This window comes from Chryseobacterium sp. II3a, from assembly GCF_057815135.1.
The window spans coordinates 38,126-50,945 of the sequence record NZ_JBYPZJ010000002.1 but is presented as its reverse complement, the minus strand read 5'-3'; the positions used below and the strand labels follow the sequence as shown (position 1 = coordinate 50,945).

The window sequence follows — 12,820 nt, the reverse complement described above, 5'->3', positions numbered from 1 at the left end:
AATGGATCACATTTGTCCCATTTGCCAAACCCATAATAACGATCTGGCAATAGATTTTGCCATTGAAGAATTTATCTGCAGCGACTGCGATAGCCTCGTTAAAGTAGGAGAGTCTACAAAAAAGAGGATTGTTAAAAAACCTGTGGAAAACGTTGTTTTAGCAGTAGGTCAGAAAGGTTTACTCTATGGTACAGAGTACTGGGTGATTAATATTGTTATTAAAAAATATGGCTCGGATACCTTTTGGCGGGAATACTCATTAAAAGATCCTGCAGGAAATAATGTTTATCTCAGCGAGAGTGATGGACACTGGGTTTTTCTTCGTCCTGTAGATTTTGCCTTTAAAGAGTTCAAATATTACGCTGAAGCAAATGGCAAAAATTACAGATGGTACGAAACCACACCTTGCACAATACATGCTGCCGCCGGTTTTTTTGAAGATAAGCTGTCATTTGGACTGGCTACTTACAAAGAATATGTAAACGGTACTGAAATGATTTCCCGTGAGGAATATGGAAAATCAGTGCAGTTTTTTAAAGGTACTCATATTTCAAGAGCTGAGATTAAAAAAGCATTTGGGGTCAAAGAATTGCCTTACCGTGCCGGAACAGGAATTGTTCAGCCTTTTCTTTTTAATGTAAAACAATGCACCAATATCATGGCTATTGTAGCTTTATTAATATGTATTCTACAATTATATGTGGTCACTTCAAGAAGTAATCAGACCGTCTTTGAACAAAGTATCAATTTCGCAGATGTTACTGATAAGGAAGTAGTGAGCAAAAGCTTTACCCTTTCTGGCGGATCGGCACCGTTAAAAGTACGTGCATTTTCTGCTGTGAATAACTCTTGGGCAAATGTAGGGATTAGTCTTGTGAATGAAAAAAACAACGAAGTAGTTTATGCTTCTAAAGATATTGAGCAATATTCCGGATATGAAGGGGGTGAAAGCTGGAGTGAAGGAAGCCAGACAGAAGATTTCAACTTATGTGGTATTCCCGGCGGAACTTATCATTTCCTGATTTCAGCAGAGAAAGAAGGAGGCACAAAAGATCCGTTCAAATCTGGCTATAGGCCGCAAAATGCTGACTTTTCAATTCTTAAAAATAATGAAGGAGGTTTCTCTCTCAAAAATGATAAAGATCAAACAATCAATACCTATAGTGATATAGAAATTTTGACAAGGGAGATCATACGAAGAACCGATCTTCAGAATACAATACAAGAGACTGGGAAATTAGATTCTATACTTCTCAATATGCCTCAGGAATATAATTATCCTGGAAATTACGACAAAAATCCATCCGTGAATATTAAAGCCACTTGGCTTCCGGTTTCATTCTGGAACTTTGGAATTATTCTGGTTTGTCTTATCATTTTTACCGTAGTGTGCCATTGGCTGAAACGTGTTTTCGAATCAGGCAAATGGAATAATAGTTCCAATTCACCTTATGCTAATCACTAAATCATGGAAAGAATAATCAATTATATCAAAAGCAACTGGCTGTTGTTGGCTATTGGAGGATTTTTTATGACCTGGTTTGTTTATCTTACGTTTACAGGAAACCAATTCTGCGACTGTGCCAAAACAGAAAATTACCGCGACGGAACTACCAGAAGTCATTCCAGGGCAGGATTCTACAGATACTATCACAAATAAAAATTAAAAAACTATGGACAACATTAATCTGATTCCAATATTCAATTCAGTTCTTTATTCATTCTTAGGAATTGCTATTTTATTAATATGCTATTTCATTATTGAAAAACTGACTCCGGAAAAAACATGGCATGAAATTGCTCAAAATAAAAATATAGCACTGGCTATTGTTTTTGGAGCTTTTATCATAGGAATTTCAATGATTATAAGCGCAGCAATTCATGGATAAGAAGAGGATTCCTCTTGAGCTGCTTTTATTGTTTTCTGTATTTGTCATTGCGACATGTGGATTGATCTATGAATTGGTAGCCGGAGCATTGGCAAGTTATCTTTTAGGTGACTCTGTAAAGCAGTTTTCCTTTATCATTGGAGTTTACCTGTTTTCTATGGGAGTAGGCTCCTATCTGGCCAAATTCATTAAGGGAAACCTTATCGACAAGTTTGTCGAAATTGAAATCCTGGTCGGAATTGTTGGCGGGGTAAGCTCAGTTGTACTTTTTGTTTTATTTAATACATTGGCGCATTTTGAAAGCGTTTTATACCTTTTTGTCTTTTTTACAGGATGTTTGGTAGGTGTGGAAATTCCTATCCTTATGAATATTTTGAAAGATAAAGTCCAGTTTAAAGATTTAGTTTCAAACGTATTTGCTTTTGATTATATCGGAGCGTTACTGGCATCTATTCTTTTTCCTTTGGTCTTAATTCCTCAGCTGGGAATTGTAAAGACTCCTTTATTCTTTGGACTCATCAATATTTCTATCGCTATATTTTTATGCTTTTATCTTAAAAAAGAATTATCGAAACCTTTCTCGTTAAAAATAAAATCAATCGCTGCATTTATTTTACTGGTTGGACTTTTCATTTTTTCGGATAAAATTTTGTCTTATTCTGAAGAGAAGCTGTATGGTGAAAATGTTGTTTACACAAAAAGTTCTCCTTACCAAAGAATCGTTCTAACCAGAAATAACCGGGAATTTAGGTTGTATCTGAATAATAACCTGCAGTTTTCCTCTACTGATGAATATCGCTATCACGAAGCTTTAGTGCATCCTGCAATGTCAATGTCAAAAAATGTTGATCATGTTCTTATTCTGGGGGGAGGTGATGGTTTCGCAGTCCGTGAAGTTTTGAAATATAAAGATGTGAAAAAGATCCAGCTTGTTGACCTGGATGGAGAAATGACAGATTTTTTCAAAACCAATGAAACGATGCGAAGGCTGAATCAGAGTTCTTTGTCTAATCCAAAGGTAGAAGTGATCAACAAAGATGCTTATATCTGGGTAAAAGAAAATAAGAAAAAATTTGATGTCATCATTATAGACTTTCCGGATCCGTCCAATTACAGCTTAGGAAAGCTGTATTCTTTGCAGTTTTATAAAGAACTTGAAAGATTGGCTACTCCTGATACTAAAATTGTAGTACAAACCACCTCTCCTTATTTTGCTCCGAAATCTTTCTGGTGCATAGAGAAAACCCTGAATCAGATTTTTCCTTTTACTTCGGCATATCATACCTATGTTCCGTCATTTGGAGAATGGGGTTTTTCAATGGCTTCCTTTGAACCAGTCAATAATAAGGTGTATAGAAGACTTCCTAATCTGAAATATTATGATTATGATTTTTCAAAAATATCATATTTCAGCAAAGACATGAAGGTGAATGAGGTAGAAGTTAACCGTCTGGACAACCAGATACTAGTCCGTTATTTCGATGAAGAGTGGGGAAAAGTTCAGTAGAAAAGATTTCCTGAAAACAGTATTGTTAGGCAGTCTGATGTTACCTTTTCTGCAATATTGCGGAAAGAAGGTAAAGTCTCTAATGCTGAAGATCACGGGAACCAATCATGTCTTAGGACATAAACTATGGGCGAAGGATTTTCCACAATTTACAGAAGTTATCCACACGAAGTACCTTGTGGTGGGCGGGGGAATCTCCGGGCTTTCTGCCTGCAGATTTTTCAGCCAGCATGGAGAGAATGATTATCTTGTGCTTGAAATGGAAGACCATCTGGGAGGAAATTCTTCCAATGGTCAGAACAAGTTTTCAAAATTCCCATTAGGAGCTCATTATCTGCCCTTACCCAATAAAGAAAATAAAGAAATTATAGAATTCCTTACAGAATGTGGTATCTGCCAGGGAATAGAGGAAAATGGAGAACCTATTTTGGATGAATATCAGATGACTTTTCCACAGCAGGAAAGACTGTTCTATAAAAACGCATGGCAGAATGATATTATACCCCAAAAAGGAATTACAACAGAAGTACAAAAAGAGTTTGAACGTTTTTTCAAAATGATGGATGACTTTCGTCAAAAGAAAGATATTCAGGGAAACTATTGGTTTGCCATTCCGGTTCATGATTCCAGCAGAGAAGATGAAGTGATTCAATTGGAAAAAATTCTCTTTAAAGACTGGCTGCAGAAATATGATTTCAAATCTGAAGAACTTCTTTGGGTATTGGACTATTCTTGCAGAGATGATTACGGTTTAGGAATTGACTATGTTTCCACATGGGCTGGAATCCATTATTTTGCAGGCAGGAAAAACAATTGGAGCAAAAAATATGGGGATCAGGTATTCACATGGCCGGAAGGAAATGCAAAGTTAACTCATTATTTATCAAAGTATACAAAAGAAAAATTATTAACTAAGAATTTAGTTTTTGATATTAAAATAGATGATAAGGTCGAAGTTTTAAGTTTTGATAATCTTCAGAAGAAGACCATAAAAACCATTGCAGATAAAGTATTGTTGGCAACCCCACAATTTGTTAATGAAAGAATTTTTAACAACAGAAAGGCTTCATCATTCCATTATGTACCATGGCTTTTGACTACGATTACTCTGAAGAATGAATTTGGAGGAGATGAAGAGCTTGCTTGGGATAATGTAATTTACGGATCATCTGGCTTAGGATATATTTTTGACCAGCATCAGAATGTCAATCAGATTATGGGCGAAAAAGTAATTACTTACTATAAAAGTTTTTCTACCAATGACTGTAAAAAGGCAAGGAAGAAACTGTATTCCATGAAAGAAACTGTACTTAAAAGTTTAGTTTTAGAGGATTTGAAAAAAGCTCATCCGTTAATCGAGGATTTTATCCTTGAAATGCAGTTTCACAAAATAGGACATGCCATGATTGCCCCTACTCCTGATCAGATTTTTGGAGACCATACAAAAGTTGCAAAAGAGCCTATTGATGGTAAAGTTTTCTTCGCTCATTCTGACCTTTCAGGAATCTCTATTTTTGAAGAAGCTTTTTATCAGGGAATGCGAACCGCAGAACAAATGATATAAAATGTAACGGATCAATAGTTCCTATAAATATCCACTTATGAAACAACCTTGGATACATAATGCAAAAACAGACTGGTGGTTTATTTTATCTCCACCGTTTCTGGTGCTGCTGATCATTTTTCTTTTTCAGAAACAGATTCAGAACCTGGAGAACCATTATTCCTTTTATACGTGGCTTTTCCTGATTGTTTTCGTAGATGTAGCACATGTGTATTCCACTTTGTTTAAAACCTATTTTGTAAAGACCGAAGTACAGAAGAGAAAACTGCTGTATTTTGGAGTTCCTACCATAAGTTGGTGCTTGGGAATTGCTTTATTTCAGATGGGCAGCCTTACCTTTTGGTCTGTACTGGCATTGATTGCAGTATTTCATTTTATCCGCCAACAGTACGGTTTTATGAGGATCTATGCTCGTTTTGAGCCGGATAACTGGAGCAAGAAAATAGATGAGGTTGCCGTATATGCTGCCACTGTTTTTCCAATGCTGTATTGGTTTCAGACCCCGCGTGCTTTTACCTGGTTTGTAAATAATGAATTTGACTGGCTTAAAAATTTACCAGATTATATTGGTTTTATCACGGTTTTGTATGTTTTAATTTTAGCAGTTTGGATGATAAAAACTGTGGTTGAATTCATTAAAACCAAGGCGATCAATATTCCTAAAACAGCATTGATCACAGGAACTTATTTGTCCTGGTATTTCGGAATTGTATATTTTAATAATGATCTGCTTTTTACCTTTCTGAATGTAGTTTCTCATGGAATTCCCTATATCGCTTTGATTTATATCCGTGAGATTAAACAAAAAGATGACCGCCAGTTGAACTGGATGCAGGTTTTTAAGCCGTTTTCAGGAATCTTTTTATTTGTAGCTATCATTTTATGTTTAGCCTTACTTGAAGAATTTCTATGGGAAACCTTGGTATGGAATGAACACTTTTCAATGAATCTGAATGTATCAGAAAGCCTGCTTCAGTTTTTAATTCCTTTATTGGTTGTTCCGCAGCTTACTCATTATCTTTTGGATGGATTTATCTGGAGAAGACCGAAAAAAGTTAATTAACTTTGTCTGGAATGTTTAAAATCTAAAAATGAGACAATACTTTTTATCTTTAGCAATACTCCTCGGAATATTAGTAGGTGGGCAGCAGAAAACGTTCTGCAATCCTATCAATATAGATTATGGATATACCCCTTTTGAAGTTTTTTCAAAACAAGGGAAACACCGTGCTACAGCAGACCCTGTAATTGTCAATTTTAAAAATAAATTGTTCCTTTTTTCTACCAATCAGGAAGGATACTGGTATAGTGATAACATGCTGGACTGGAAGTTTATCAAAAGAAAATTTCTCAGAGATAATAAGTATATCCACGATCTCAACGCTCCAGCAGTATGGGCAATGAAAGATACGCTGTATGTGTATGGTTCTACCTGGGAACAGGATTTTCCTATCTGGAAAAGTACAGATCCTACCAAAGACGACTGGAAAATTGCCGTGGATACTTTAAAGGTAGGGGCTTGGGATCCTGCATTCCATTATGATGAAGATAAAAATAAACTCTATTTGTACTGGGGATCCAGCAACGAATGGCCTTTACTGGGAACAGAAGTAAAAGTTAAAACCCTTCAATCCGAAGGCTTTGTAAAACCAATCATCAAACTGAAGCCCGAAGACCATGGATGGGAAAGATTTGGGGAATACAATGATAATGTTTTTCTTCAGCCTTTTGTAGAAGGAGCCTGGATGACCAAACATAATGGAAAATATTATATGCAGTATGGTGCACCGGCGACAGAGTTCAGCGGGTACTCAGACGGAGTATATGTTAGTAAAAACCCTTTAGAAGGCTTCGAATACCAACAGCATAATCCATTCTCTTATAAACCTGGAGGATTTGCAAGAGGAGCCGGGCATGGGGCTACTTTTGAAGATAATTATAAGAACTGGTGGCATGTTTCAACCATTTTTATTTCCACAAAAAATAATTTTGAAAGAAGATTGGGAATATGGCCGGCAGGATTCGATAAAGACGATGTGATGTATACCAATACGGCTTATGGAGATTACCCAACTTATCTTCCGCAGTATGCACAGGGAAAAGATTTTTCAAAAGGCCTTTTTGCCGGATGGATGCTGCTGAATTATAATAAGCCTGTTCAGGTTTCATCCACGTTGGGGAGCTATCAGCCCAACTTTGTCGTAGATGAAGATATTAAGACCTACTGGAGTGCCAAAACTGGGAATTCAGGGGAGTGGTTTCAAACTGATCTTGGGGAAGTATCCACCATCAATGCCATTCAGATTAACTATGCGGATCAGGATGCTGAGTTTATGGGGAAAACCTTAGGAAAAATGCATCAGTACAAAATCTATGGTTCCAATGATGGGAAAAATTGGAAGGTCATTGTGGATAAAAGCAAAAATACAAAAGATGTTCCTCATGATTATATAGAGTTTGAAAAACCATCAACGGCAAGATTCCTTAAAATGGAAAACCTTAAAATGCCTACAGGAAAATTTGCATTGAGCGGTTTCAGGGTATTCGGAAAAGGAGCAGGGGAGAAGCCTAAAAAAGTACAGGGATTTGTACCTCTAAGAGCTGATGCTAAGAAATATGGGGAAAGAAGAAGTATTTGGATGAAGTGGCAGCAAAATCCTGAAGCAGATGGCTATGTAATCTATTGGGGAAAATCTCCTGATAAATTGTACGGAAGCATTATGGTATACGGGAAGAATGAATATTTCTTTACAGGTGCAGACAGAGCAGATGCTTATTATTTTCAGATTGAAGCTTTCAATGCTAATGGAATGTCTGAAAGAACGGAAGTTGTAAAATCTGAATAAGATAATATTTATTTGAGCTTGTAAGATATTGTAAGGAAGTAGGAAGCAGGGAGAGGGAAGTTATTGATGTATAAGAGTAGGGTTATCAACTATTTTTATTAGTTTTATATTTTAGCAATAAGGAATCATTTTCTTTTTCATACAATTAAAGATAAAAAACCTGTTGAAGAATCAACAGGTTTCTGTACAAAATAATTTGATTGAATATGAAGAAAGATAGTTTTATCTGGTTCTGCTTTTGATAGAATCGGATGCCCCTTCAATATCTCTTACCTTTTTCAGCTTTTTATTTCCGAAATTGTAAGTAAGGCTCACTGTTAAGTTTCTTTTATACTGATTCTGGTGGATATAGTTATAGTTCCCGTTGCTTTGGTAATCATCAATTACTACAATATTGGTTCTTAAAACATCATTTACATTCAATGCAAACGTCCAGTCGTTCCAGTTTTTCTTGATGCTAAGATCCAAACTTGATAACCCTCGTAACATACCCAATTCTATCTGCTGTTTATCTATGTAGAAGAAATTTACCCCAAGAAACCACGTTTTCGCTTTATCAAGACGAATGGTATTGTTGGTCTGAATCAAAAGACTGGTAGAATTGATATCATTGACATAAGTTACATAGTTTCCAAACTCATCTTTGAATCGGTCTCCTGTAGTAGGATCCATATCCAGGCTTCCGTTGTTTCTGTTATGTTGAACACCAATGCTGAAGTTGGTTGTCCAGTATTGTTTAAAGAATGATTTTTGAATTCCCACCATAGCAGACATTTCCTGTCGGTCTCCAAAATTCGTTCTGATGTATCTTAAGGCAAGATCTTGGCCCACATCTCCATTTGGTTTCACAGGATATCCCTGTAAAGGAACCTGAGTAATGGCATCTTTAATATAAGAATGGTTTAAAACAACAAAATATGAATTATTATACATATACATCAGCTCCTGATTATAAGTAGAGGAAGCTTTTACAAAAGGATTGTTTTGAGTATAATTATTATCTGTCAGTTTATTTTTTACTGGATTTAATTCCCAAAAGCTGGGTCTTCTCATTCTGCTTGAAAATGAATAGGAGATATTATTCTTATCATTGATTGCATAATTAAGGCTTAGGTAAGGAAGTAGGTTATTGTAATTTCTTTCAATCCTTTTAAGAGCTTCAGCATCTGAAGGTGGATTATCTGATGTTCCTAAACTGTTGGTAATCTCATACCTTGTTCCCAGTTTTCCTGAGAATTTATCCGAGAACTTTTTCTCAGCCGTAATATAAAATCCATAAATGTTTTCATTATAGACAAAATGATTAGGCTTGGGTTCAAATACTGGTGGTGTACCAAAAATATAGGTATCGTTTTTAGTATCGTTATCTGTTTTTGTTTTATTATAATTCCCACCCACAGATATGGTCAGATCATTCTTGAATTTCTGAATGTAATCTACCATTCCTGAGAAATTATTGATGACCTGCGGCAGATCCTGTATCAATTGTGTACTCCATCCTAATACCTCTCTATTGATGTTAGAATTGTACGTCATATTATTGATATATTGGAATTTTTTATAGTTCAGATAAGATGCATTTACATTCAGCTTACTCCCTAAAGAATCAGTTTTTAATTCATAATTTAAGTTCAGTGAGTTATTGTAACTTCTTGCATCCTCTTTGTTTTTAGACCAGGTATATTTGGGATCTTTTTGAGGAGTAATAATCGTATTGAAAAGGTTTACCGTAGAATTATAACTCTTATTGGCCCATGTATTCCATGATAATGCTAAGTTGCTTTTATCATTTAATTGATAGTCTATATTCAGATAGCCTCCAATGTTCTTATTTGGGTCATCAATATCACCAGTAGATTCATTGGATGAACTATCGCTGCTATTTCTAAGAGTATAGGTTTGAGCTTCAATATTCTCACCACCACTGAGGCTGGCACTTATTCCCAGTTTATCTTTTCTGTAATTAGCAGAGAAGCTTGCCTGGCTTGCATTGTATTTGCCTTGAGTATTGGAGAACCTCATGTTTCCGTTAAGACCGTCACTCATTTTTTTCTTTAAAACGATATTGATGATCCCATCCGAAGATTCTACTTGATATTCACTTCCGGGAACTGTAATTACCTCAATTTTCTGAATGTTTTCTGCTGGAGTATTTTTCAGGAACTGAGCCAGCGATTCTGCATCCATATTGGATTTTCTTCCATTGATATAGATAAGGACATTGTTTTTCCCTGCAATCTTTAATGTTTTATCATCAGTAGAAGACAACAGTGGAGTTTGCTTGAGAATATCGAAGGTTGTATTTCCTTTTGCTATAGGCGAAGAAGCAACATCATATACCAGACGGTCACTTTGTTTTTTGAAAACCTGTTTGGTAATGGTAATCCCTTCTATATTTTTAGTTTTTGTCGTGTCAGATTTTTTTTCCTGAGCAAAAGCACAAGTCCCGAATATGACAGCTATTGACAAAAGTATACGTTTCATGTTATTTTTTTTAAGAGTGGTTAAGTGAAATAAGTTTTTATTGATTAGGTTCTTGATCTTACAGCATCGTTGGCTGATTTCATTTCCCTTGCTTTTTTTAGTTTCTGATTTCCGAAATTGTAGGTTACTCCAATACTTATTAATCGTGGATAATTAAAGTTGGTGATATTATTGTATTTCCCGTTAGGCTGTACCCCATTGACTCTGTAGAAACTCTGGTTAAATAAATCGTTACCTTCCGCAACAATAGTCCAGTCACCAATAATTTTCTTCACACTGATATCAAAGCTTTGTCTTACCCCAATTGTACCTCCTTCCATGGCTACTTTGCTTCCGAAAAAGTAATTAACACCCAGAAACCAGTCCTTTTTAGAAGAAAGACGAATAATATTGTTGATGGTTGCAGACATATTGTAGTTTTTAACGTCTACGATATAAGGCTCCAGTTCTTCACTTTCATAAGGTCCAAGTTGAGAAGTTGGATCTTGCCATACTCCGCCGGTGTAAGTAATATATCCTAGATTCACAGAATAGTTGGTGGTCCAGATATCTTTAAACCAGGACTTGTTCATTCCAAGCGTTAGACTGATTTCTCTGTTCTTACCATAATTGGTTCTGATGTATCTCAGGAATCTTATTTTATCCATAAGCATATTACCTGCTTCATCATATATGTAATTACCATTTTCATCCTTTTGCGGAGTAGTTAAAATTCCCTGTAAAGGAAGCAGGTCAGAAGCTGCAGCATCATCTACCATTGTATAACTCAGGTTAGCATAGAATGCATTTTTGTACATATAATTCAATTCCTGATTATAGAACTTAGCTGCAAGTACAAACGGATTATTCTGAGTATAATTGGTAGGAGTGAAATAGGTTCTGGAGGGATTCAGTTCCCAGAATCTTGGTCTTCTGATTCTACTGGAGAATGTGTAACTTAAATTATGATCAGAATTGATAGCATAGTTTAAATTCAGATAAGGAAGCAGGTTATTATAATTTCTCTCAAACCCTGTTTTTCCAAGAATATCTCCGGTACTTCTGGTCATTTCGTAGCGGGCTCCTACTTTCCCGGACAATTTTTCGGTAAGTTTTCTTTCGTAGTTTAAATAAATACCTAGAATATTTTCTTTATAGATGAAATGATTGGTCTGTTTTGGATCCATTACAAACTCATCACCAATTAATTTGTCTTGTCTGGTATCATTATCTGTATTGGTATAATTATAACTCACTCCCATTAACCAGGTTGCTCCTTTAGCTGTTTTTTTCAAATAATCTATATTAGCAGCATAATTATTGATAATTTGAGGGACTGACTGTTGTAAAGCAGAGTATCTCTTTTTATAGGCTTCACTAGAAGGGTCAAGATTAAATGGAATACTTTCATTAAAACTTACTTTATCTCTGTTAAACCACAAATAAGAAACATTGGTAGTAAGTTTGCTGCCTATAGAATCTGTCTTAATCTCATAATTTAAATTGAAAGAATGGTTTCTGGTTTGGGCATCTTCATGATTAACCGTTCTGTCCATCAATACTCCGTTTTGCCAATTCGTCATATCCAGAATAGAATTGAAACTCTTATTATATCTCATATTATAAGAAAGTCCCAGGCTTTGTTTCTTACTGATCTCATAATCAATATTAAACCCGCCGCCAAAGTTTTTATTCGGATCATCATTGGAACCATAAGATTCATTTCTGAAGGTAGGGTCTCCGTTGGAAAGCGTATATCTTTGTCTTTCAGTCCAGCTTCCCATTCTAAAATTAGAATTTCCTGACCATTTTCCCTGTCTGAAGTTGAAAGATCCTCCTGCATTAGGATTGTTGTAATAAGCCTGCTCATTCTGCATTTTCAAAGTCCCGTTATAACCATTGTTTTTGTTCTTCTTCATCACAATATTGATAACCCCTTCTTTAGATTCCACCTGAAATTCACTGCCAGGAACCGTAATCACTTCGATTTTCTGAATATCTTCAGATGGAGTAGACTTTAGCATCTCAATCAATGCCTCAGCATCCATATTACTTTTTTTATTGTTGATGTAAATAACAGCATCAGATTTACCAAGGATTTTAAGCGTTTTGCCATCAATACTGGAAATCATTGGAGTTTGTTTTAAAAGGTTAAAAGTATTAGTACCTTTTGCAATAGGAGAAGCTGCTACATCATACACAAGACGGTCTCCCTGTTTTTTGAAAACTTGTTTCTTGATATTGACTGACTCAATAGCATTTACTTTCAAACTATCTTTTTTCTGTTGAGCGGAGACAAGTCCGCTGAAGAATAGAGCTGCAATGAGAATTTGAGTTTTCATGATTATTATTTTTTAATTAATAGCTTGTATGGTTTGTTATTTTACATTACAAAGATATATAATAAATTCAGTATCATGCAATACAAAGTACTTAAAAATATTTATTATAATATATAACATGTTGATTTACAGTTGGTAAAAATTTAAATTAAAATATTGATTGCTTGACCTTTCTGTATAATAAGACAACTGTAACAATAATTTTGTTA

Annotated in this window: 9 protein-coding genes; 7 read left to right on the top strand and 2 right to left on the bottom strand. The window is 35.3% G+C overall.

What is annotated here, in order from left to right; translation table 11 throughout:
• Position 1: 1 nt before the first annotated feature.
• From AC3HD6_RS04990 to AC3HD6_RS04960, 7 genes are read left to right on the top strand one after another with little or no spacing between them, the layout of a single operon-like run.
• Positions 2–1,465 (top strand): DUF4178 domain-containing protein, encoded by a 1,464-nt coding sequence (locus tag AC3HD6_RS04990; protein ID WP_488895378.1) that lies wholly within the window; start codon positions 2–4, stop codon positions 1,463–1,465.
• 3 nt (positions 1,466–1,468) lie between these two features.
• Positions 1,469–1,660: a hypothetical protein gene (locus AC3HD6_RS04985; protein ID WP_488895377.1), complete on the top strand. Its 192-nt coding sequence runs from the start codon at positions 1,469–1,471 to the stop codon at positions 1,658–1,660.
• Between the two features lie 13 nt (positions 1,661–1,673).
• On the top strand, positions 1,674–1,889 hold the full coding sequence (locus tag AC3HD6_RS04980; RefSeq protein WP_065396003.1) for a DUF350 domain-containing protein: 216 nt from the start codon (positions 1,674–1,676) through the stop codon (positions 1,887–1,889).
• On the top strand, positions 1,882–3,396 hold the full coding sequence (locus AC3HD6_RS04975) for a polyamine aminopropyltransferase (RefSeq protein WP_488895376.1): 1,515 nt from the start codon (positions 1,882–1,884) through the stop codon (positions 3,394–3,396). The genes AC3HD6_RS04980 and AC3HD6_RS04975 overlap by 8 nt, the downstream gene beginning before the upstream one ends.
• Positions 3,371–4,960 (top strand): NAD(P)-binding protein, encoded by a 1,590-nt coding sequence (locus AC3HD6_RS04970; RefSeq protein WP_488895375.1) that lies wholly within the window; start codon positions 3,371–3,373, stop codon positions 4,958–4,960. Before AC3HD6_RS04975 ends, AC3HD6_RS04970 begins: the two co-directional genes overlap by 26 nt.
• A 37-nt stretch (positions 4,961–4,997) precedes the next feature.
• Positions 4,998–6,023 (top strand): hypothetical protein, encoded by a 1,026-nt coding sequence (locus tag AC3HD6_RS04965; RefSeq protein ID WP_488895374.1) that lies wholly within the window; start codon positions 4,998–5,000, stop codon positions 6,021–6,023.
• 28 nt (positions 6,024–6,051) lie between these two features.
• Positions 6,052–7,806, top strand: a complete 1,755-nt coding sequence (locus AC3HD6_RS04960) for a discoidin domain-containing protein (protein WP_488895373.1) — start codon at positions 6,052–6,054, stop codon at positions 7,804–7,806.
• A gap of 222 nt (positions 7,807–8,028) precedes the next feature.
• Here AC3HD6_RS04960 and AC3HD6_RS04955 read toward each other — a convergent pair whose 3' ends face one another.
• Positions 8,029–10,290 carry a TonB-dependent receptor domain-containing protein gene (locus AC3HD6_RS04955; RefSeq protein ID WP_488895372.1) on the bottom strand — a complete coding sequence of 754 codons (2,262 nt, stop codon included), beginning with the start codon at positions 10,288–10,290 and terminating at the stop codon, positions 8,029–8,031.
• 44 nt (positions 10,291–10,334) lie between these two features.
• Complete coding sequence (locus AC3HD6_RS04950; RefSeq protein WP_488895371.1) at positions 10,335–12,611, bottom strand: TonB-dependent receptor domain-containing protein; 2,277 nt, start codon at positions 12,609–12,611, stop codon at positions 10,335–10,337.
• Between the last annotated feature and the right edge of the window lie 209 nt (positions 12,612–12,820).